The organism is Leucobacter faecis, assembly GCF_054456635.2.
This window is the reverse complement of sequence record NZ_JBTJEP020000001.1, coordinates 93,206-114,807: the sequence shown is the minus strand read 5'-3', so window position 1 is coordinate 114,807 and position 21,602 is coordinate 93,206. Positions and strand designations below refer to the sequence as shown.

Sequence of the window (21,602 nt, the reverse complement as noted above, 5' to 3'; positions counted from 1 at the left end):
TTTGATCCGGCTTAGATCTCGTCGACAGACGAGGTCTCGAAGCGGGAGGAAAGGTTAATGCCCAGCTCTTCAGCGGTGCGGTGCGCCTCATCGTCGTTATCGCGCAGGCTCACGACGTTGCCGTCCTTACCAAGCACCTCAACGTTCAGGCAGAGCGACTGCATCTCCTTCATGAGCACGCGGAACGACTCGGGCACACCAGGCTCGGGGATGTTCTCGCCGCGCACGATGGCCTCGTAGACCTTCACACGACCGAGAATGTCGTCAGACTTCACCGTGAGCAGCTCCTGCAGCGCGTAAGCGGCGCCGTAAGCCTCGAGTGCCCACACCTCCATCTCACCGAAACGCTGGCCACCAAACTGGGCCTTACCACCGAGGGGCTGCTGCGTGATCATCGAGTACGGGCCCGTTGAACGCGCGTGGATCTTATCGTCCACGAGGTGGTGCAGCTTGAGGATGTACATGTAGCCGACCGAGATCGGGTACGGGTACGGCTCACCCGAGCGGCCATCAAACAGCTGCGTCTTGCCCGTGTGATCGACCAGGCGTTCGCCGTCGCGGGTGAGGAGCGTCGAGTCAAGAAGACCCGCGATCTCGGCCTCTGACGCGCCGTCGAACACGGGGGTTGCGACCTTCGTGTTGGGTGCAGCCTCGAGAGCCTGCTCCGACAGCTTCGCTGCCCACTCGGGAGCGCCCTCAACCTTCCAGCCCTGCTTGGCGATCCAGCCGAGGTGAATCTCGAGCACCTGGCCGAAGTTCATTCGACCGGGGATACCGAGCGGGTTGAGGATCACGTCGACGGGGGTACCGTCGGCGAGGAAGGGCATGTCTTCGACGGGGAGGATCTTCGAGATGACGCCCTTGTTGCCGTGACGGCCAGCAAGCTTGTCGCCCTCGGTGATCTTACGCTTCTGCGCAATGTAGACGACCACGCGCTGGTTGACGCCCGAGCCCAGCTCGTCGTCGTTGTCGTTCTCAGCGTCAAACACCTTCACCGACGTGACGGTACCCGAGACACCGTGCGGCACCTTGAGTGAGGTGTCACGCACCTCGCGGCTCTTCTCGTTGAAGATGGCGCGCAGCAGGCGCTCTTCTGCCGAGAGCTCGGTTTCGCCCTTGGGCGTCACCTTGCCGACGAGAATGTCGCCGGGGCCAACCTCGGCGCCGATGCGGATGATGCCGCGCTCGTCGAGATCCTTCAGCGCCTCCATGCTCGCGTTGGGGAGGTCACGAGTGATCTCCTCCTTGCCGAGCTTGGTGTCGCGCGCATCGATGTCGTATTCCTCGATGTGGATCGACGACAGCGTGTCGTCCTTCACCAGGTTCTGGCTCAGGATGATGGCGTCCTCAAAGTTGAGGCCCTCCCAGGGCATGAACGCGACGAGCAGGTTCTTGCCAAGCGCGAGCTCACCATTCTCGGTGGCGGGGCCGTCAGCGATGACCTCGCCGGCCTCGATGCGCTCACCCTCCTTGACGATGACGCGGTGGTTATAGCTCGTGCCCTGGTTCGAGCGATCGAACTTGCGCAGGAAGTAGCTCTTACGGCCACCCTCGTCGAGCTGAATCGTCACGACATCAGCCGAAACGTCTTCAATCACGCCGCTCTTCTCGGCGACAACAACATCACCGGCGTCGATGGCTGCGTAGCCCTCCATACCGGTGCCAACAACGGGCGACTCGGAGCGCACGAGCGGCACAGCCTGGCGCTGCATGTTCGCACCCATGAGCGCGCGGTTCGCATCGTCGTGCTCGAGGAACGGAATCAGCGACGTCGCGACCGACACCATCTGGCGGGGCGAGACGTCCATGTAGTCCACGCGGTTAGCGTCGACCATCATCACCTCAGAGCCGCGGGGGCGTGCAAGCACCTGCTCCTCTGCAAACGTGCCGTCCTCGGTGAGGGGCGCGCCAGCCTGCGCGATGAGGTACTCGTCCTCTTCGTGCGCGGTGAGGTAGTCAACCTGATCAGTGACCTTGCCATCAAGAATGCGGCGGTAGGGCGTCTCGATGAAGCCGAACGCGTTGATGCGGGCAAACGTTGCGAGTGCACCGATCAGGCCAATGTTCGGGCCTTCAGGGGTCTCAATGGGGCACATACGGCCGTAGTGCGAAGGGTGCACGTCTCGCACCTCAACGCCTGCGCGGTCACGTGAGAGACCGCCCGGGCCGAGGGCCGAGAGACGACGCTTGTTCGTGAGACCAGCAAGCGGGTTGTTCTGGTCCATGAACTGCGACAGCTGCGAAGTACCGAAGAACTCCTTGATCGCGGCCAGCACGGGGCGTGTGTTGATCAGGGTGTTCGGCGTAATCGCTTCGATGTCCTGAGTCGTCATGCGCTCGCGCACAACGCGCTCCATGCGGCTGAGGCCGGTGCGCACCTGGTTCTGGATCAGCTCGCCCACGGCGCGAATGCGACGGTTGCCAAAGTGATCGATGTCATCGGTGTCGAGGCGGTTGTCGAAGGGCTTGCCGTCGCGTACGCCGGGCAGCGTCTTCGTCTCTGCGTGCAGACCGACGAGGTACTTGATCGTCGCAATGATGTCCTCAAGCGACAGCACCGAGTCGGTGATGGGGGCGTCAACGCCCAGCTTGCGGTTGATCTTGTAACGACCGACCTTCGCGAGGTCGTAGCGCTTCTCATTGAAGTAGCTGTTATCGAGCAGTGCCTTGGCAGCCTCGATCGCAACCTGCTCGCCCGGGCGCTGCTTGCGGTAGATGTCCTTCAGCGCTTCTTCCTGGGTGAGGACGGTGTCCTTCTCCAGGGTCAGCATGATCGACTCGTAGCCGGTGAACTCTTCCATGATCTCTTCGGTGGTCATGCCGAGAGCCTTGAGGAACACCGTGACCGACTGCTTACGCTTGCGGTCGATACGCACACCAACCTGGTCGCGCTTATCGACCTCAAACTCGAGCCATGCACCACGGCTTGGGATCACGCGTGCGGTGAAGACGTCTTTATCGCTCGTCTTCTCCTGTGCGCGCTCGAAGTACACACCGGGGCTACGCACAAGCTGCGACACAATGACGCGCTCGGTGCCGTTAATGATGAACGTGCCCTTGTCCGTCATGATGGGGAAGTCACCCATGTAAACGGTCTGGCTCTTGAGTACCTGAGTCTCGGTGTTGTAGAACGCCGCCTCGACGTACAGAGGAGCCGCGTAGGTCTTACCGCGCTCCTTGCACTCCTCGATGGTGAACTTCTGATCATCGAGGATCGGGTTCTCGAACGACAGCTGCATGGTGCCAGCGTTGTCTTCGATCGGTGAGATCTCGTCAAAGATCTCTTCGAGGCCACTCTTCAGGGCGATGTCATCGCGCCCCTGAGCCTGTGCCTCGGCGACGCGCTGCTTCCAGGCGTCGTTACCGACGAGCCATTCAAAGCTCTCAAGCTGCAGCGCCAACAGGTTTGGCACCGACAGCGTGTCGGAAATCTTGGCGAAGGACAGGCGCTCGTGATTGCGACCGTTCTTCGGTTGGGTGGTGGACGATGCGTTGCGCGCAGCAGCCAAGGAAACTACCTCCGTGGGCCCCGTCGGGCCGGTTGAGCCTGGTCTTGCGAGAAGTGCATCGGATCACGCGGTCGAGGCTCATTTGCGCTTTCGCGCCAGCTCCCGGGGCCTACCACTATATGAAGGCACACTGGTGTCCGTAGTGCAGCTACTAAGAGTAACACCATCGTTACCTGCTGTCTACGTCACGATCAGCAATTTACGCGGCCGGATCGCCCGTCCCAGCATATTCTCGGCTACCGCCTCATCGTGCGCGACGCGCGGCACTCACAAAACTCTCTAGCTCGCGGCGCTACTGTAGCTCAATGCATCAAGTTTCACCTCCGCGGCGCCATGATCCGGATCACACATCGCGGCCGCCGCGAGCTGCGGCGCCGTGGGCGTTTGGCGCGATCGCAATCGTGCTCGCGTTTGGCGCGTATCTGCGGTTTGCCGAGCAGGGACCGCTCGGCGTCGACTCATGGTGGCACGGTGTCGCGGCGGTATCTCCGGGCAGCGGTACATTCGCGATCGCGGCGTTTATGGCCGAAGTGGGCAGCGGCGTGGGCGCCGCCTCGTGTGCGGCGATCGCGGCCGCGCTGTTCTTTGCGCTGCGGCTGCCCCGTGGCGCGGCGACCGTGTTAACAGCGATGCTGTTTGGAATTGCCGGATCAGAGCTGCTGAAGAGCCTGATCGCGCGCCCCAGACCATGGGGGCAGCTCTACAGTGCGAGCGGCAGCTCGTATCCGTCGGGGCACACGATGGGCGCAGCCGCGCTCGCCGTCTCACTCGCGCTCGTTGTGTGCAGCGCAGGGTGGCTCGCACGGCGTCAGCACGTGTGGGTATACGCGGGGGCTGGGGCCTGGGTGGCGCTGATGGCGTGGAGCCGTACGGCGCTGCACGTGCACTGGCTGAGCGACACCGTAGCGGGTGCGCTCCTGGGCACGGCAGCGGCCCTGCTGAGCTACGCACTGTGGAAACCGTGGTTCGGCGCAGGTCGCGCTGAGCGCGGTGCGGCGGGGCTCGCTTAGGCCAATGTCGGAGGGTCACTTTAGGCTGTTGACATGAGCCAGAACACTTCTTCAACTGAATCCCACGATACCCAGACCGTCATGTTTGGCGCCGACTGGTGCGGGGACTGCCGGCGCGCCAAGCTCGTGTTTGACCGTGCCGGAGTGAACTATCGCTACGTCGATCTCATCGCAGAGCCCGACGCGGCCGAAGTCGCCCGTGACATCAGCGGCCGCACTAATATTCCGGTGATTCTGTACCCCGATGCCAGCCACCAGGTCGAGCCGTCCAACGCAGACATGCTGCGCAAGATCGACGAATTGGGGTTGGGTCGTGGCTAGCAAGATTGCCACCGGGCCACCGCTTCCGCTGGCCGTTACGCTGCCGTCTGGGCTCGTCGCCGCGATCGAAGAAGACGAGTGGGTGCCCGGGGCGGTACAGCTCGTGATCGATGGCACCCCGCAGTCGCACGTGAATCTCGAAGACGAGACCGACTTGTTCTTTGAGTACGTGCGCCGCATGGGGCACGTCATCGATCTGTTTCGACCGGCGGGTGAGCCGATCTCGGCACTGCACCTCGGCGGCGGCGCATTCACGCTGCCGCGCTATGTCGAGGCCACTCGGCCCGGCAGCAGGCAGCAGGTGGTCGAGCTCGAGGGTGCGATCGTCGACCTCGTACGCGAGGCTGCTCCCCTACCCAAGCGCGCGAGCATTCGGGTACGGCGCGGCGACGCCCGCGAGGTGCTGAGCAAGCTCCCGGCTGGCATGCAGGGAGCAATGGACCTCGTGGTTGTCGACATTTTCGCGGGGGCGCGCACTCCCGCGCACGTCTCGAGTACGGAGTTCTACGAACTGCTGCGCCCGCTGCTCGCGCCCGGCGGCGTGGTAGTCGTGAACATCGCAGACGGCACCGGGCTCCCGTTTGCGCGCAATCAGGCAGCGACCCTTATGAGCCTGTTTTCAGCGGTCGCGGCGGTCGCAGAACCGCAGGTGCTCAAGGGACGCAGATTTGGCAACATCGTGTTTGTCGCTTCGGCCGAACCACTTGACGCGCTTGACTGGCTGCCTCGGCTCTTGGCGGGGGGCCCACACCCCGCGCGTATGCTGCACAGCCGAGAACTCGCCGAGCTCGCGCGCGGTGGCCGCATCGTGACCGACGCCACCGCAGTTGACTCCCCCGCGCCCGCACGAGAGCTGTTCGGCCGTGGCTGAGCTTGAGCGGGTGCGCGTGTGGGGCGAGGCGCTCATCAACATGTACCTCCCGAAGCAGGGCTGGCAGTTTGGGTTTGACCACGCGAAGCGCCGGGCGGGGTTGTGCCACTTCGGCAAAAAGCAGATCACCGTTTCACGCTATTTGGCGGTCAAGTTCTCTGACGAAGAGATCTATCAAACGCTGCTGCACGAGGTCGCGCACGCGCTAGCCGGGCCAGATGCCGGGCACGGTCCCCGCTGGAAACGCCTTGCAGAGGTCATTGGCTATGTCGGCGGCACAACCCACCAGGGCGAGATCGCTCACGAGCATGCCCCCTGGGTGGGAGCGTGCCCCGCCGGGCACGCGCACTACAAGTTTCGCGCGCCCACGAGGGACGTATCGTGTGGCCGATGCCAGCGTGGGTTCTCGCCCGCTCACCTGATTAGGTGGCAGCGCCGCGCACATTAGTCCGGCTCACCACACTCACCGCCCGCGGTGACGCGACTAACAACCCGCGGTGGCGAGTGCCTGACGCAGCAGCGCCCCTCGTCCGCCCGAAAGTTCGCGCAGCGTCTCGTCTGAGAGCGCGAGTTCTGGCGTCATCCACGTCACCTCGAGCGCGTCCTGCCTAGGGTTACACGTCCCCGTAACCGGTACGACGTACACGAGCGACACCGCATGCTGGCGCTCATCGTAGAACTGCGAGATTCCCGGGATGGGAAAGTATTCGGCGACCTGTGCTGGCACCAGCGCGTTGGGCATCTGCGGAAACGCCATTGGTCCGAGGTCATTTTCGAGGTGCCTGGCGAGCGCTTCACGCACGGGCTCGCCGTAGCGCACGCGGCCAGACACCAGCGTGCGGGTCATAACACCGTCTGGCGTGCTGCGCAGCAGCAGCCCCACCTCGGTGATCTGTCCCATGCCGTCCACACGCACCGGCACTGCTTCGACGTAGAGCATGGGCAGCCTGCCGCGCACAAAGCGCAGTTCCTCTTCGTTCAGCCAGCCGGGATTTGCTGGCCTGTCGTCGCCCTCGGGCCTGGGCGCCGTGTCGATGCTCATGCGTGTTCACCCTTCGGTCACGGTTAATGCCCGCACGATGGGGCATCACCGTGTTCCATTCTGCCGTACGCTCGGTGGCTATGCACGCACCGCGTAGGGTGGGCGTTATGGACCGAACGCTTTCGAACTCCCCCGCCGTTCATAGCGAGCCGGTTGCACGGGTTGCGCTCGTGCAGGTGGCGAGCCCGCCCGCCGAAGCGCAGCACGATCGCATCGCACGCGTTGCACAACTGTTGCGCGGGCACACCGGTGTCGACCTATTTGTGTTGCCCGAGCTCTGGAGCCCCGGCTACTTCGCCTTCGACGAGTATGCGACGCGCGCCGAGGCGCTTGATGGACCCACCGTAACCGCGATGGCGGCGGTGGCACGCGAGCTCGGCAGTTGGATTCACTTGGGCAGCATTATCGAACGCGGCAGCAGTGAGCATGGCACGCAGGGCCAACTGTTTAACACGGCAGTGTTGCTCAACGCAGCTGGTGAGATCGTGCAGCTGTACCGCAAGATTCACGTGTTTGGTTATGAGTCACTCGAGTCACAGCTACTCACCCCCGGCGACACCCTCAGCGTCACCGACAGCCCCGTCGGCCCGCTCGCCAGCACCACCTGTTACGACCTGCGGTTTCCTGGCCTGTGGCAGCAAATCAGCGAGCGCGGCGCTTGGGCGGCGGTGGTGCCCGCCGCGTGGCCAGCCGCCCGGCGCGAGCACTGGCGTGTACTGTCGCAGGCCCGCGCGATCGAGCATCAGCTCTGGGTGCTCGCGTGCAACGCCGGCGGCGTGCAGGGCGACGTGCAGCTCGGTGGGTTCAGCCGCATCGTCGACCCGAGTGGTCGCGTCATCGTCGAGTGCGGCGACGGTGAGGAGGTCTGCGTGGCAGATGTACCGCTCGATGCTGTGTCCGCCGTGCGCGCCGCGTTTCCCGTCATCGCAGACCGGCTTTCTGACGCTCGCTACCGCGAGCTCAGCGGCGAGCCGCTCGCTTAATCGGGCTGTTCCGAGTCGTCCCCTACGATATTGCTATGACGTTTATTCGGCCAAGCGCAGCCGCTTTGCTCGCCCTCGCCCTTGTCGGCTCACTCGCCGCATGCGCGCCAGAGCCCGAGCCCGCGGGCCCCAAGAAGTCCGCCTCCTCACAGGCGGCCGAGGCGAAAGCGCGGGCCGAAGCTGACAAGAAGAAGCGAGAAGCGGCCGAGTCAGACGCTGCTCCGCAGCCTGAGGCCCCCAAGCCCGCCGCGGCGGACTCGGGTTTTGACCGCCAGGCGCACTCGATCGACGACCCCATGTCGATCTGGGTCGTCGGCAACAAGCTTCGCCCGTTCACACCCGTCGACTTCGAACCGTCAGACCTCGTCGAGACCGTGGGCGTCGCCAACGACAACGGTCAGCCACTGCGCGAGGTCGCCGCCCGCGCGTCTGAGCAGTTCATCGCGGGCGCCCGCGATGCTGGTTACGATGTGCGCATCATTAGCGCCTACCGCACCTATGGACTGCAGGTGCAACTGTACAACGGGTACATCGCGCGCGATGGCCAAGAGGCCGCCGACACGTACTCGGCGCGGCCCGGTCATTCTGAGCATCAGACGGGCCTCACCGTCGACCTCGACGATTACGGCGCCTGCTACCTCGCAAGCTGCTTTGGTGACACCCCCGCTGGGCAGTGGCTCGCTGCAAACGCGGCCGCCTACGGCTTCATCGAGCGATACCCTGCCGAGAAACAGCACATCACCGGCTTTATGCCCGAGCCGTGGCACTTCCGTTACGTCGGCCCCGAGCTCGCGTCCGAGATGCAGCGCACGGGCATCACGACGCTCGAGGAGTTCTTCGACTTGCCCGCGGCGCCTGGCTACGCGGGCTAGGCGGGCACGATGTCAACTCTCGCATCCACTCCGGATCAGGTTATCCATGTCAGTGCCGTGGTACTGCGCGACCGTGCCGGTCGTGTCTTGAACGTGCGCAAGCGCGGTACAAGCGCGTTTATGCTGCCGGGTGGCAAACCCGATCCCGGCGAGAGCGCCGCAGCCTGCGCGGCACGCGAAGTTGTCGAAGAACTCGGACTCACGCTCAACGCCAGCGATCTGGTACTCCTCGGCACGTTTCGCACCGTGGCCGCCAACGAGCCAGGCTTCGCACTCATGGCGACCGTGTTCACGCACGACTTTCTCGCCGCGGCGCTCGATGCCACCCCGCGCGCAGAGATCGAAAGTATCGAGTGGATTGATCCGGCACTGGAGCGTACAGACCTCGCGCCACTCAATACACAGTGCGTGTTTCCAGCGCTCGCCGCGCAATCATAGCGGGCTAGACAAGGCCTTGATCTCGCAGCCAGTCAGCCGCGATATCGCGCGCATTCAGCTCATCGTTCACGCTTCGCGCGTTGAGCGCAACGAGATCTTTGGGCGTGAGTTTAGCGCTCACTTCGTCGATGATCTTGGCGGCGGCGTCATCGACCCGATCACTCACGACCGGCACCACATGCGAAGCCAAGAAGATGCCCTTGGGATCTGCGAGCGTCACAAACTCGCCGCCCGACAGCGCAGGGTCAGCCGAATAAATGTTAGCGAGTTGGATGTCACCGTCGGTGAGCGCTTTGAGCGTGAGTGGCCCGCCGCTATCTTCGATGGGCGTGAACGCGACGTCGTTCACGCCGTACACGCTCGCGAGCCCCTTCGGCCCGTAGGGGCGCGTCTCGGCCTCGGAGTTCGCGCCGAGGGTGAGTGGTTCAGTGACACTCGCGAGATCTCCGATCGACTCCAGCTGCCACTCGTCGGCAAACGCGCTCGTAACAACGTATGAGTCTTGGTCGGTGGCGGGTGACTGGGCGAGCACGCGCAGCCCACTGGGCGTCGCGTCTGTAAGCGCGGCATACACGTCGTCTGCTGTGCGTGCTTCGGTGTCGGGCTGCCAGTACTGCAGCAGGTTACCCGTGTACTCCGGCATCAGATCGATGCTACCCGCCTCGAGCTCGGGCAGGTACACCTCGCGCTGGCCGATGCGCAACTGCCGGTCCACCTGATAGTCGCCCGCTTCGAGCGCCTGCGCGTACAGCTCAGCGATGATCTCGTTCGAATAGTAGTCTTGCGAGCCGACGACGATCGTGCCACCGTCGGCGTCGTTCTCGCCGCCAGCGGCGAGCGGGTCGCCTCCCCCGGCGCCTGCGCAGCCCGCGAGTGTGAGGGCGAGCGCCGCGGCCGCGGCGCTCGCGGCCAGCTTGAGTGAGCGTGAAATGGCGAAGCCTTGCCTGGTCATGATCGAATCACCTTTCTTGTCTTGTGTTCGACGGTGGGGTGCGCGCGTTGCGCGACGCGGCCCACCGCGCGCTGAGTGAGTCCAAGGAATAAATCAAGGAGCAGGGTGAGCGCAACCACGAGCAGCGCACCCGCAAGCATCTGCGCGTAGTCACGGGTCTTAAGCCCCGCGAACAGGTAGCGCCCCAGCCCAGCATCCGCGACATAAGCCGCAAGCGTCAGTGTCGACACGACCTGCAGGGTGGCGGCCCGCACCCCGCCCACCAGCACCGGCAGTGCGAGCGGCAGCTCTGCCTGCCAGACGACCTGCAGCGGTGTCATGCCGACCGCTTTCGCGGCGTCGGGCACTGCCGGGTCGACCGCCTGCACCCCCGCATATGCGCCAGCCAAAAGCGACGGAATCGCGAGAATAACGAGGGCAAGCACGGGCGCTAACACGCCAATTCCGAGCGCGAGCCCGAACAGCGTGAGCAAACCGAGCGTGGGCAGCGCGCGAGCAGCCCCCGCGACGCCACCAACCCAGGCGGCTCCGCGGCGGGTGTGCCCGATTGCGACGCCTGCGGGCAGCGCGATCGCCGAGCCCACGACAATGACGACAACCGTCAGCGCGAGGTGCTGACCGAGCCGCACGGGAATCGAGCCCGTACCACTCCACTGGGCAGGGTCCAAGAGCCATGTCAGAGCATCGGCAAATAAGTTCATGCGCGCTGCCCCTGTACTACCCGCGCCCAGGGACTGAGCACCCGGCCAATTCCGAGCACGGCGAGATCGAGCACGAGGGCGAGCAACACGGTCGCGATGACGCCCGCCCACACCTCACCCGCGATGCCGCGCTGAAATCCGTCGGTGAGCAACGACCCAAGGCTGGGCACACCGATCAGCGCGCCGATCGTCACGAGACTCACCGTCGACACCACTACAACCCGCAGCCCCGAGACGATCACGGGTGTTGCAAGCGGCAGGTCAACGCGCCAAAACAGTGCGCGGCGTGAGTGGCCAAGGGCGATCGCTGCGGTGCGCACCTGCTCGTCGACGGACGCAAACGCGTCGGCGGACGTTCGCACGAGGAGGGCCACACCGTACACGGTGAGCGCCGTAACCATCGTCTGCCACGAGCGCAACGGCACCCCCAAAATGGCGGGCACGATGATGAGCAGCGGCAGCGCCGGGATCGCATACGCCAGGCTCGCGATACTCAAAAGCGGCCCGCCCGCACGCGGGCGCACGAACGCGAGGCGGCCGATCGGTACCGCAATCACGAGGCTCAACGCAATCGCTGGCAGACTGAGCGCGAGGTGTGCGGCAGCGAGGCCCGCCACCTGCTCCCAGTTGTTGAGCCACCAGCTCATTCTTCGAGCACCCCCACAGGTGTGCCGTGCTCGTCGAGCGCGACCGTGCGGTCGCCGACGCGCTTGACCCGTAGTTTGCGCTCAGACAGGTTGGCGCCCACAAACTCGCGCACGAACTCGTTAGCCGGCGCGGCAAGCACACTCTGCGGGGTGTCATGCTGGGCGATACGTGCTCCCGCTTCAAGGAGCACGATTTCATCTCCCACACGAAGGGCCTCATCGACGTCGTGCGTCACAAACACGATCGTTTTGCCGAGCTCGGCCTGCAGCCGCAAGAGCTCGGCCTGCAGCTCGCGGCGTACAATCGGATCTACCGCCCCAAACGGCTCATCCATCAGCAAAATATTGGGGTCTGCCGCGAGCGCGCGGGCCACGCCCACCCGCTGCTGTTGCCCACCCGACAGTTGTGCCGGAAAGCGCGTGCCAAGCGCGGCGTCGAGCCCAACGAGTTCAAGCAGCTCGCTGGCGCGTCGCTTTGCCGCTGCGCGGGTCGCTCCCGTGAGCCGTGGCACCGTCGATACGTTGTCGAGCACGCTACGGTGCGGCAGGAGCCCGCCCTGCTGCATGACATACCCGATCGACCGTCGCAGCTGCACAGCGCCCCGCTCGCGAATGTCTGCGCCATCGATGAGTACACGGCCCGCCGTTGGCTCAACCATACGATTGATCATGCGCAGCAACGTCGTCTTACCCGAACCAGAAGAACCAACCAGCGCGACCACAGAGCGCGAAGCGATCGCCAGCGAGAAATCGGTGACAGCGATTGTGCCGTCGGGGTATCGCTTCGACACGCCCTCGAACTCGATCATGTGGGGCACCTCCTCAATTGGTGTGCGGCCCTACGCCCCACCCTACTGGTGTCTAAACAGCGGGCGCGACCGGTTCGCAGGGGATTCGCGGGCTACCATCGATGGGTGCACGCTCTCACCACCCCGCGCCCCGGCCCCGTTTTCTATATCGGTCGGGCAGTGCTGCGCCCCTACCTTCGCCTGCGTTACCGCCCTCGTGTAACTGGGCGTGAGCACGTGCCCGCTACCGGCCCCGTTCTCGTCGTCAGCAACCATCTTTCGGGCCTCGACACCGTTTTGATCCCGTCGTTCTCACCCCGGCGCGTGCAGTTTCTCGCAAAAGCCTCGCTGTTTCACTCGCGCTTGGGCGGTTGGTTCTTTCGCCAGATCGGTGCCATTGCGGTGCACCGGAACACATCCAGTGCCGCCCAGGCAGCCCTGGACGCGGGCCGCGACGTGCTTGCTGCGGGCAGCGTCTTCGCTGTGCTTCCCGAGGGCACCAGGTCGCGCGATGGCAGGCTGTACCGCGGCCGCTCAGGTGCGGCCTGGCTGGCACTCGAGACGGGCGCCACCGTCGTACCTGTGGGTCTGATCGGCACGAACCGGCGGCTACTGAACACCAGGACCGAGCGGCCGGATCCCGTCGAACTGCGTTTCGGCGCCCCCGTGCCGCTCTCAGACCTTGCGGGTCTGCCCGGTGGCCGCGCGCGACGTGAGGCCACCGAGCGCATCATGGCGGCGATCGCTACGTTATCCGGGCAGGAGCGCGCAGGCGAGCACGGTTCGGGCGGCCGCGGGGCATAGCCTTTCGTGTCATACGGGGGCAGAATGGTCGCATGGACGCCGACGTCATCATTGTGGGAGCCGGGCTCGCGGGTCTCACCGCCGCACGTGAGCCCGCTGCCGCGGGGCTGCGCACGATCATCATCGACCAAGAGGGCCCGCAAGACTTGGGTGGGCAGGCATGGTGGTCGTTTGGTGGGCTCTTCTTAGTCGACACCCCAGAGCAGCGCCGTTTTGGGGTGCGCGATTCATTTGAGCTCGCCTGGCAGGACTGGCGCGGTAGCGCGCAGTGGGACAGGGGCGCGGCGAGCGCCGGCCCTCACGCTGGCGATGACGTGTGGGCCGAACGCTGGGGACGCGCCTACGTCGAATTTGCGGCGAGTGAGAAGCGCGCCTGGATTCGGCAGGCGGGCATCGACCTTACCCCCGTTGTCGGGTGGGCCGAACGCGGCGACCTGACCGCGGGCGGGCACGGAAACTCGGTGCCGCGGTTTCACGTGCCGTGGGGCACAGGAACGGGCGTGATCCGGCCCTTCATCGATGCCGCAGAGCGAGCGGTCGAAGCGGGCCGAACCCGTGTGTTGCACCGGCACCGATGCGACGAACTGCTGGTCGAGGCGGGGCGCGTGGTGGGGGTCGCGGGTACGCGGCTCGCACCGTGCGCGAATCTGCGCGGGGCCCCCTCGAACCGTGAGGTGGCAGGCGATTTTGAGCTGCGCGCGCCAGCGGTGATCGTGGCCTCGGGCGGCATCGGTGGCGACCACGATCTCGTGCGCAAGTTTTGGCCCGCACGCCTTGGCACGCCGCCCGCACACATGGTCACGGGCGTGCCGGCCTACGTGGACGGGCGCGTGATCGACCAGGCCGGAGCCGCCGGTGCGCGGCTCGTCAACCGCGACCGCATGTGGCATTACACCGAGGGCATTCGCAACTGGAATCCCGTGTGGCCGGGGCACGCGATACGCATTCTGCCCGGTCCCTCGCCCCTGTGGCTCGACGCGCTCGGTCGCAGACTGCCGCTGCCCGGTCTGCCGGGCCACGACACGCTCGGCACGCTGCGGCTGCTGCGCACGACGCCGGATCTCGCGGCCCACGATCATTCGTGGTTCATCGTGACGGCGCGTATGGCCGCCAAGGAGTTTGCGCTGTCTGGCTCTGAGCAAAACCCTGACCTGACGAACCGTGACAAGAAGTTGCTCGTGCGCACGCGGCTTGGTCGGGGTGTGCCCGGGCCGGTGCAGGCATTCATTGATCACGGGGCAGACTTTGTACGGGGCGCCTCGGTGCCCGAGCTCGTAGCGCGTATGAATGAGCTCACGCCTACTCCACTTCTCGACGCGGCCAGGGTCGCCGGGGTCGTGCGTGAGCGTGACGCCGAACTTGCGAACCCGTTTACAAAGGACGCGCAGGTGATGAGTATCCACAACTCGCGCAGGTATTTGGGTGATCGACTCACCCGCACTACCTCCCCGCACCGGCTACTCGACCCCAGCGCGGGCCCCCTCATCGGCATCAAACTGCACGTGCTCACGCGCAAGAGCCTCGGCGGCATTCAGACCGACCTGAGTTCTCGGGCGCTCAGTGCGACGGGTGAGCCGGTGCCCGGGCTGTATGCCGCGGGCGAAGCCGCGGGGTTTGGCGGCGGCGGCGTGCACGGCTACAACGCGCTCGAGGGTACATTCTTGGGCGGGTGCCTGTTTTCGGGGCGTTCGGCGGGCCGGGGTGTCGTACGCGATGTCAAGTAGCCCTGCTGTATCGCCGCGCGCACCGCTCTAGCTAACACCCCAACGTAATATGGCTCATACACATGTTGTGTATGAGCCATATTGCGTAGGGGTGGTGCTGCTACAGCAAGCCCGCGCGCAGTTCAGCCGCCGACTTAGGCGACAGCAGAGCCGGGGCGATATCAAACGGCGTCTTTGCGCCATGATCGCCCGCCTGCGCGAGTCGAACGACTGCTCGCGCATACGCCACAAGCACACTTGACGTGAACTCGGGGTTTGAGTCGAGCTTGAGGCTGTACTCGACTACCTGCTTTGTACCCTGCGACGTCTCGCCGCTGCGAATCACAAAACCGCCGTGCGGCATGCCCGAGTGATCGCGCGCAAGCTCCTCGGCCGAAATGAAGTTGACGGTCGTGTCGTACGGTTCGAAATAGTTGGGCATCGTCACGATCGCCTCGCGCACCACCTCGGCGTCTGCGCCCTCTTCAAGCACGACAAAGCACTGTCGCACGTGCTTCTCACGGGTCGTGAGCTCGGGCTGCTCGCCCGCACGCACACGCTCGATCGCGTCCACTGCGGGCAGTGTGTACTGCGCTGCACCCGCCACGCCGGGGATACGACGCACCGCGTCCGAGTGCCCCTGGCTAATACCACTGCCCCAGAATGTGTAGGTCTCCCCCTGCGGCAGAATAGCCTCGCCATAGAGACGGTTGATCGAGAACAGGCCCGGGTCCCATCCGGTCGAGATGACCGCCGTTGTACCACCGGCGGTCGCTGCGGCATCAACCGCGGCGAAGTGCTCGGGAATGAGCGCGTGGTTGTCGAAGCTGTCAACGATCGAGAACCTGCGTGCGAGCTCGGGGCTCTGCACTGGCAGGTCGCTCGCCGAGCCACCGCAGAGCACAAGTACGTCGATGTCATCTGCGTGCGCGTCAATGTCGGCGAGCGCAAAGACGGGAGCATCATCTACGGGATCGAAGGTGACCGGGTCGCGGCGAGTAAAAATACCCGCGAGCGAGAGGTCGGGCTGGGCCGCAATAGCGGTCTGCACACCGCGCCCCAGATTGCCATAACCAACGATTCCGATGCGAATAGTCATCAGCGTTGCCTTTCTTGCGCGCGCGATTTGCGCTGAGCGCTGATGCGAGTGTAATGGGCTAGTGTTACGCGCAGGTCACAGCTACTGGCACCGCGCAGACGCAGGCAGCCCACACACCCGGTCGAACGCCCACGTATACACGAGGGTAAATACCAGAAAGAATACGAGCAGCCCGGCCTCAATCATGAGGGCTTCCCAGAGCCCCACGCCGAGCAGCACCGCGACGAGCGGCACGGTAAACACAAGCACCCCACCCTCGTACCCCAGCGCGTGCAGGGCGCGCGCGACGGCACCCCTGCCGCGGCGAGCCGAGCGGCGTTCGAATGCCTCAAAGCAGAGATTCCAGACGTAGTTCCAGGCCGTCGCGGTGGCGGTTACGAGCACGGCGGTCAGCGTTGACTCGCCACCGCCGTGACCGAGCAGCGCACCCAGCACGAAGATCGTAAACAGCAGGCTGATGCCCTCGTATCCGATCACGAACGCCACACGACGAAGCACAGGATTTGACGAAAAGAAGCGCGCCTGCGCGGCGGGCGCAGCAAAGGTGTGGCCTGGGGCGGTCACGGGTATCACTCCAAATGATGGGGTTTCACGGTGGGCACTCTTGCCGCACTAAAGCGCGATAACCTCTACGCACAGGCTATATCGCAACGAAACCAGTCGTCAAGTCACAAAATCATCGCCGAAACCGCACAAATTGTGAAACTTTGTGCCACCGGAAACGTCACGTGCCGCAGTAGCTCACAAACGGGCGCGCGCCCGCCTCAGGTGCGACCGCGAAGCGGCCGAACCCTGCGCGGGCGAGCGCCGGCCTGGCCACGGCCTCGAGCATCTCTTCAAACATTGTGAGGTCGCCGCTGGTCGCTTGGGTGAGCGCCTCTTCGAGTAGCGCGTTGCGTGCGATGTAGAGCGGATTTGCAGCGTTCGCCTCGCGCATGGCGAGTGTGTAATCGGTACGCTCGCGCTGCCATGCCTCCAGTAGTGCGGTACCGCGCTGCACGACCTCATCATCGAGAACCGTACCGGGCAACCCGAGTTTGGTGCGCATGCCGGCGATCCACTCCGCATCGTAGGCGGGGCCAAAGCGTGCGAGCACCTCACGTGCAGCTGCGACCGCACCCTCACTCGTTTCGCTTTCACCCGCATCATCACGACCGTTCGTCCTGCCCACACCATTCGTCTCGCCGGTGGCCCTGGCTTCTAACGCTACGAGCGGCAGCAGCGCCTCAGCGAAGCGGGTCAAGTTCCATGCGGCCACCGTGGGCTGCGCACCGAACGCGTAGCGGCCCTGCCTGTCGATCGAGCTGAACACCGCCGCCGGATCGTAATTGTCGAGAAACGCGCACGGCCCGTAGTCGATCGTTTCACCCGAGATGGTCATATTGTCGGTATTCATGACGCCGTGCACAAACCCGGCGAGGGTCCATTGTGCAACGAGGGAGGCCTGACGCGTCACGACGTGATCGAGCAGCTCCAGCGCAGGGAGGGAGGCAGCTGCGCGATCCGGAGCGTGCCGCTCGAGCGCAAAGCGCGTGAGTCGTTCAAGCAGCCCGGTGTCGCCCGTTGCGCGGGCGTACTGGAAGGTGCCGACGCGCAGGTGGCTCGCCGCCACGCGCACGAGCACCGCCGCGGGCACGAGGTCACCGTCTCGCGCGATGCGTCGCCCCGTCGTGATCACCGCAAGCGCGCGGGTCGTGGGAATGCCGAGCGCGTGCATCGCCTCACTCACGAGATACTCGCGCAGCATCGGCCCAAGCGCTGCAAACCCGTCGCCGCCGCGCGCGAACGGGGTGGGGCCAGAGCCCTTGAGGTGAATGTCGACGAGCGTGCCACCCTGCATACGCAGTTCGCCCAGCAGTAGCGCGCGCCCGTCACCGAGACGCGCTGAATAGGAGCCAAACTGGTGCCCGGCGTACACCTGCGCGACGGGCTTTGCGCCCGGCGCGAGGTCATTGCCGAGTAGCGCTCGTACCCCAGCTTCGCTGCGCAGAGCCGCGGGATCGAGCCCCAGCTCGCGTGCGAGCGGGTCGTTGAGCACGGTGATCTCTGGGTGCAGTGGCCGCTGAGCTTCCCACGGCAGCGCGAGCTCTGGGAACGCGTCTGCGTATACGCACTCGAGAGGTAGCAGGGCTGTCGAAGCCGGTGTGGCAGGTTGCTTCGTCATACCTCCAGGGTACGCCTGTACCGCGGCGGTCTTATTGCGGCGGCGTAGTTGCGCCGCCGCTAGGCCTTCAGCTGCAGTGTGGTGATGCAAGTGGGATCGGTGCTGCCGGTGCGCACGGTTTGTTCTCCTGTGCGGCCGTCGGCCGTTACCTGCACGCGATACTCGCGCTCGCGCGGCAGCCAGACACCAATGAAGCCGTTGTCTTCGGTGCTGGTAACTTCGTCGCGCACCACCTCGCCGGTCTCGGCATCGGTGATGCGCAGCTGAATCTCGGCGCCCTGCATCTCGCCGAGGCACGACGTGGGTACGTGAAACTCGCACGGGTGGGTCTGGGTTTCGTACGGGGCCAGCGACAGGTAGAACTCATCACCCGCGAGCGGGAGCGATTCTTCAGCGGGGGTGCCGGGCTGCAGCAGCACGCTGCCGGGCAGCACCTGCGCGGTGAGCCCGTTCGGCCTGTCGTTGACGGGTAGCGCCTCGAGCCCCTCGACGAGCGTCACGGCATCATTCGTCGACAGACCGAGCCCTGAGAGTAGCTGAGTGGCCGACGCGGTCGCTACCGGGGCCACTGCCTGGTTGGGTGCGTCGTTCGAAGTGGCTGCGCACCCCGTGAGCGAAAGCGCCGCGACGCATACGAAAGACCAGACGATGCTCGTTCTCATGTCTCCCATACTGGCAGGACCAACATGACAATCCCCCTGCCGCTGCTCCTGAACACAAAATATGCGCGACCAATTCCGCTTTTGAACGAGTCTAAAACGGAATTAGTCGCGCATATTTTCGTACACGTCAGGTGGCCGTGCACACTAGATGATGCTTCGGCCCTCACGCTTGGCCTCTTTTGCGTCGCGAATAAACGCGCGCACAATATAGGTGAGCGTGCCCGCCACCAGCACGGGCCAGCTCAGCACGTAGACGGTGAGCCAAAATGTTGCGTTCATCGGTTTGCTCCTTCCGTTGTAATGTCATCGCTAGCAACCTCACTGGGAGCCACCACGACATCAATCGTTTCTGATGCAGCACGGTCGAAGTCACCCGTGCGCTCCTTGATGAGCGCAAAGTCGAAACTCTCACCGCGATTCAGCATGGTCAGCCCAACACACACCAGGGTCGACACGGCATAGGCGACGAGGGATCCCGCGAGCACCGGGTAGGTGTGCAAGAACCCAATACCAAACGGCGCGACCGCAACAATCGAGACCCCGCCGATGATGAGCGCGGCGCGTTTGCCGAAGAACCCAAAGGCCATAAGCCCGAGCACTACGCCCACGCCAATAACGGAGAGCACATCGACAATCACACCAAATGCGCCGTCAAGCTGTAGCCATTCGAACCGCACCGGCACGAACACCGCAAGTGCCACAACAACCGCCACACTGAACGCGACGTTGGTGACGCGGCCCCAGTAGAAGCTCGCGATGACGGGGAACACGAGTGCGCCCCACATCGCCCCAACAAACACAAGCAGGTCGAGAATGTTGAACTGCATCGAAGCGAAACCGAGCCCGGCGGCGGTGGCGACAATCATCGTGATGCGCCCCACGAACACCATGGTGCGCGGGTTCGCCTTCTTCTTACCGGCAATGTTCTGCCCGTACACGTCTGCCATCATGATCGATGCGAGCGCTGTCATGTCGGCGTCGGCGGTCGAAGACAGCGAGCCGATAATCATTACAAAGAACACGCAGATCAAGACGGGGCCTAAGTACATGGCCGCCATTTGCGGAATCAGATTGTTGACGTCGCCGCCCATCGGTTCAATGCCAGCGTAGAGCGCGATAACGCCGAGCATGCCGATACCGATGATGGTGGCACCGTAGCCCACCGTCGCGGTCACAAACGTCTTCTTGATCAGATCCTCGCGCACAGCAAACAAGCGCTGCGCAATCGTCTGGTTGCCGATCGCGTACGCGAGCACCGCCGCAATGTAGGGTGCGCCCTGGTTAAAGAACGCGTCTGACGAGAAGAAGTCGCGCTGCTGCGGGGTCAGGTTCGCGGCACCCGTCTCGAACAGGCCTGGGCCGCCCGCCGCAAAGAACACGACGGGAATGATGATGGCAACAGCGCCAAGCATCGCCACGACCTGCGCAAAGTCGGTAAGCACCGAAGCACGAAACCCCGACCAAAGTGTGTAAAGCAGCACGCCCGCAGCGATCGCAATGATGCCCTGCGTAAACGTGAACGGTGACAGCATCGAAATGAGTGCGCCGCCCGCGATGAGGTTCGACGTGAGGCTAATGAGGCTGCCAAGCACGTTTGAGCCAGCGAGCATCAGCTGACTCGAGCGCCCGTGACGGGCAAACATGACCTCGGCGATCGTGTGGGCTTTCGGCGCTACGGCCCTGATCCGGCGCCCGAAAGGATAGATCAAGAGGATCATGAGTGCACCCCAGAGCCCATAGTGAATGGGGCCCGAAATGCCATAGGTATAGCCAGAGGTGGCGGAGGCGTACATCGATGCCGCCCAGATCCAAGTGGCCGTCATGGATGCCGCCGAAATGCCGAAGCCGATCTTGCCGCCGCCCGTCATGTAGCCGTCGGCGTTCTCCTTCTTCTTGGAGATGCGGATCGACATGTACAGGCTGCCGCCGAAGAACAGCAGCATGAGGGCCACCGTAACGGGGCCCGAGAGTGTTTGGAAGTGTTCCACAGTGAGTGTCTTTCTATCTCGTCATGTGCCCAGGCTCAGTGCGAGCCGCGGGCGCTGGTCGTGAGAAAGGAAAGACAGCTAGGTGGGTTCGAGGTGAAAGTGTTTGCGTGTGGCGTGTAATTGACTGTGCCGTAAGGTCATTGAGTCCTTGAGTGGTTACGGGCAGCGCAGCACACCACCCTAATCTTTAGGCGAACTCTCAGGCTACCAAACAGCGCGCCACTTGCGCACGGCTCCACGCAGAGGTATGCGCAAAACTGGGGCGAGGGCAGGCTATGGTGAAGAGTCACAGGCGTCTTCGTTCACCAGTCACACGGGAGTGTCGCACCATGACCACACCAGCCGCTCAACGCAGGCTTCAGAATATCCGCCACGGCGCCACCGTGGTCGGCGGGCTCATACTCATTGGTGTGATCGTGTGGGTAGACGTGGCAACGGGGCTTTGGCAAGACGTGGTCATTCTCTCGGGGCTCGCTGCCGGCCTCGTCATGTTTATTCTCACAACTGTGGTGCTCAACCGGCTCACCGAACGGGGCGTCGCCAAACGCTGGGCGCCCATGAACAGGCTTGCCATCACCGAGTTCTTGCACGCTATCGTCGATGACGACGCAAGCGAGGTGGCCCGCGGCCACTTCGTGGCACGCACTCTCAAGCTCCCCGCCCAGCTTGGCCCCGAGTCGCTTAAGGGCCTGCGTCACCAGGTCGTCAACGAACGGCGTGCCCTGTCTGATGCGCTGAGCCGGTGGACGCAGTTTCTCACGTCGAGCGGTGACAACGAAGAGATTCTGCTGCACGTAGCCAACGTCTCGCTGTACTTCGATGCCGTGCGCGATGCCACCCTAGCGATCGAGCACCACAGCGACAGCGGCACCACAGCTTCACGCACCGAACTTGCTACCGCGCTCGAGGCCACGGTCGCTGCCTGCAACGAGCACTCGAGCGCGCTCGTTGCAGAGCTACAGAGCAGGGTGCACCCGCGCACAACGGCGCACCTGCGCGGGGCAGGCACGCAACGCACGACAGAACCGCTGAGCGCTACAGAATAAGC

At 64.3% G+C, this 21,602-nt stretch carries 22 protein-coding genes; 10 read left to right on the top strand and 12 right to left on the bottom strand.

The features are described 5' to 3' along the window. Window positions 1-11: 11 nt before the first annotated feature. A complete protein-coding gene (gene rpoB / locus ACXR2T_RS00515; protein ID WP_458811456.1) occupies window positions 12-3,509 on the bottom strand; it encodes a DNA-directed RNA polymerase subunit beta in 3,498 nt (1,165 codons plus the stop codon). Window positions 3,510-3,814: 305 nt separating this feature from the next. Here rpoB and ACXR2T_RS00510 point away from each other — a divergent pair, with 305 nt between their 5' ends. The 4 genes from ACXR2T_RS00510 to ACXR2T_RS00495 are packed head-to-tail and all read left to right on the top strand — an operon-like array spanning window position 3,815 to window position 6,159. After that, on the top strand, window positions 3,815-4,519 hold the full coding sequence (locus tag ACXR2T_RS00510; protein ID WP_458838088.1) for a phosphatase PAP2 family protein: 705 nt from the start codon (window positions 3,815-3,817) through the stop codon (window positions 4,517-4,519). Between the two features lie 33 nt (window positions 4,520-4,552). Continuing rightward, window positions 4,553-4,840, top strand: a complete 288-nt coding sequence (locus tag ACXR2T_RS00505) for a glutaredoxin domain-containing protein (protein WP_458811460.1) — start codon at window positions 4,553-4,555, stop codon at window positions 4,838-4,840. Further along, the gene (locus ACXR2T_RS00500; protein WP_458838089.1) at window positions 4,833-5,711 is read left to right on the top strand and encodes a spermidine synthase; all 879 of its coding nucleotides are present in this window, start codon (window positions 4,833-4,835) and stop codon (window positions 5,709-5,711) included. Before ACXR2T_RS00505 ends, ACXR2T_RS00500 begins: the two co-directional genes overlap by 8 nt. Beyond that, on the top strand, window positions 5,704-6,159 hold the full coding sequence (locus ACXR2T_RS00495) for a SprT-like domain-containing protein (protein WP_458838090.1): 456 nt from the start codon (window positions 5,704-5,706) through the stop codon (window positions 6,157-6,159). Before ACXR2T_RS00500 ends, ACXR2T_RS00495 begins: the two co-directional genes overlap by 8 nt. 36 nt (window positions 6,160-6,195) lie before the next feature. On the opposite strand, the gene ACXR2T_RS00490 is transcribed toward ACXR2T_RS00495, so the two are convergent. Beyond that, entirely contained in the window at window positions 6,196-6,753 is a 558-nt protein-coding gene (locus ACXR2T_RS00490) for an NUDIX hydrolase family protein (protein WP_458811466.1), read from the bottom strand. Between the two features lie 107 nt (window positions 6,754-6,860). Between ACXR2T_RS00490 and ACXR2T_RS00485 the strand changes: the two genes are divergently transcribed. From ACXR2T_RS00485 to ACXR2T_RS00475, 3 genes are read left to right on the top strand one after another with little or no spacing between them, the layout of a single operon-like run. Beyond that, window positions 6,861-7,736 carry a nitrilase-related carbon-nitrogen hydrolase gene (locus ACXR2T_RS00485; RefSeq protein WP_458838091.1) on the top strand — a complete coding sequence of 292 codons (876 nt, stop codon included), beginning with the start codon at window positions 6,861-6,863 and terminating at the stop codon, window positions 7,734-7,736. Between the two features lie 35 nt (window positions 7,737-7,771). Further along, entirely contained in the window at window positions 7,772-8,608 is an 837-nt protein-coding gene (locus tag ACXR2T_RS00480; RefSeq protein ID WP_458838092.1) for a M15 family metallopeptidase, read from the top strand. 9 nt (window positions 8,609-8,617) lie between these two features. Further along, entirely contained in the window at window positions 8,618-9,046 is a 429-nt protein-coding gene (locus tag ACXR2T_RS00475) for an NUDIX hydrolase (protein ID WP_458838093.1), read from the top strand. Window positions 9,047-9,050: 4 nt separating this feature from the next. On the opposite strand, the gene ACXR2T_RS00470 is transcribed toward ACXR2T_RS00475, so the two are convergent. The 4 genes from ACXR2T_RS00470 to ACXR2T_RS00455 are packed head-to-tail and all read right to left on the bottom strand — an operon-like array spanning window position 9,051 to window position 12,155. Further along, a complete protein-coding gene (locus tag ACXR2T_RS00470; RefSeq protein ID WP_458811474.1) occupies window positions 9,051-9,998 on the bottom strand; it encodes an ABC transporter substrate-binding protein in 948 nt (315 codons plus the stop codon). Beyond that, window positions 9,995-10,699, bottom strand: a complete 705-nt coding sequence (locus ACXR2T_RS00465) for an ABC transporter permease (RefSeq protein WP_458838094.1) — start codon at window positions 10,697-10,699, stop codon at window positions 9,995-9,997. The genes ACXR2T_RS00470 and ACXR2T_RS00465 overlap by 4 nt, the downstream gene beginning before the upstream one ends. Then, the gene (locus ACXR2T_RS00460) at window positions 10,696-11,346 is read right to left on the bottom strand and encodes an ABC transporter permease (protein ID WP_458811478.1); all 651 of its coding nucleotides are present in this window, start codon (window positions 11,344-11,346) and stop codon (window positions 10,696-10,698) included. Before ACXR2T_RS00460 ends, ACXR2T_RS00465 begins: the two co-directional genes overlap by 4 nt. Continuing rightward, complete coding sequence (locus tag ACXR2T_RS00455; RefSeq protein ID WP_458811480.1) at window positions 11,343-12,155, bottom strand: ABC transporter ATP-binding protein; 813 nt, start codon at window positions 12,153-12,155, stop codon at window positions 11,343-11,345. Before ACXR2T_RS00455 ends, ACXR2T_RS00460 begins: the two co-directional genes overlap by 4 nt. Before the next feature lie 105 nt (window positions 12,156-12,260). On the opposite strand from ACXR2T_RS00455, the gene ACXR2T_RS00450 reads away from it, so the two are divergent. Both ACXR2T_RS00450 and ACXR2T_RS00445 read left to right on the top strand, forming a co-directional pair. Then, window positions 12,261-12,938 carry a lysophospholipid acyltransferase family protein gene (locus tag ACXR2T_RS00450; RefSeq protein ID WP_458838095.1) on the top strand — a complete coding sequence of 226 codons (678 nt, stop codon included), beginning with the start codon at window positions 12,261-12,263 and terminating at the stop codon, window positions 12,936-12,938. A gap of 32 nt (window positions 12,939-12,970) precedes the next feature. Next, the gene (locus tag ACXR2T_RS00445) at window positions 12,971-14,662 is read left to right on the top strand and encodes an FAD-binding dehydrogenase (protein WP_458838096.1); all 1,692 of its coding nucleotides are present in this window, start codon (window positions 12,971-12,973) and stop codon (window positions 14,660-14,662) included. Window positions 14,663-14,762: 100 nt separating this feature from the next. On the opposite strand, the gene ACXR2T_RS00440 is transcribed toward ACXR2T_RS00445, so the two are convergent. From ACXR2T_RS00440 to ACXR2T_RS00415, 6 genes are all read right to left on the bottom strand, one after another. Then, window positions 14,763-15,740: a diaminopimelate dehydrogenase gene (locus tag ACXR2T_RS00440; RefSeq protein ID WP_458838097.1), complete on the bottom strand. Its 978-nt coding sequence runs from the start codon at window positions 15,738-15,740 to the stop codon at window positions 14,763-14,765. An 81-nt stretch (window positions 15,741-15,821) separates the two neighbouring features. Further along, a complete protein-coding gene (locus ACXR2T_RS00435; RefSeq protein WP_458811488.1) occupies window positions 15,822-16,304 on the bottom strand; it encodes a PACE efflux transporter in 483 nt (160 codons plus the stop codon). Window positions 16,305-16,464: 160 nt separating this feature from the next. Beyond that, window positions 16,465-17,904, bottom strand: coding sequence for a protein adenylyltransferase SelO (locus tag ACXR2T_RS00430; protein ID WP_458838098.1), 1,440 nt, complete (start codon window positions 17,902-17,904; stop codon window positions 16,465-16,467). 59 nt (window positions 17,905-17,963) lie between these two features. Beyond that, window positions 17,964-18,566, bottom strand: a complete 603-nt coding sequence (locus ACXR2T_RS00425; protein WP_458838099.1) for a CueP family metal-binding protein — start codon at window positions 18,564-18,566, stop codon at window positions 17,964-17,966. Window positions 18,567-18,710: 144 nt separating this feature from the next. Then, window positions 18,711-18,845, bottom strand: coding sequence for a putative transporter small subunit (locus ACXR2T_RS00420; RefSeq protein ID WP_458811494.1), 135 nt, complete (start codon window positions 18,843-18,845; stop codon window positions 18,711-18,713). Then, entirely contained in the window at window positions 18,842-20,509 is a 1,668-nt protein-coding gene (locus ACXR2T_RS00415) for a sodium:solute symporter family transporter (RefSeq protein ID WP_458838161.1), read from the bottom strand. The genes ACXR2T_RS00420 and ACXR2T_RS00415 overlap by 4 nt, the downstream gene beginning before the upstream one ends. A 374-nt stretch (window positions 20,510-20,883) precedes the next feature. On the opposite strand from ACXR2T_RS00415, the gene ACXR2T_RS00410 reads away from it, so the two are divergent. Continuing rightward, entirely contained in the window at window positions 20,884-21,600 is a 717-nt protein-coding gene (locus ACXR2T_RS00410) for a hypothetical protein (protein ID WP_458838100.1), read from the top strand. The last annotated feature ends 2 nt before the right edge of the window (window positions 21,601-21,602 follow it).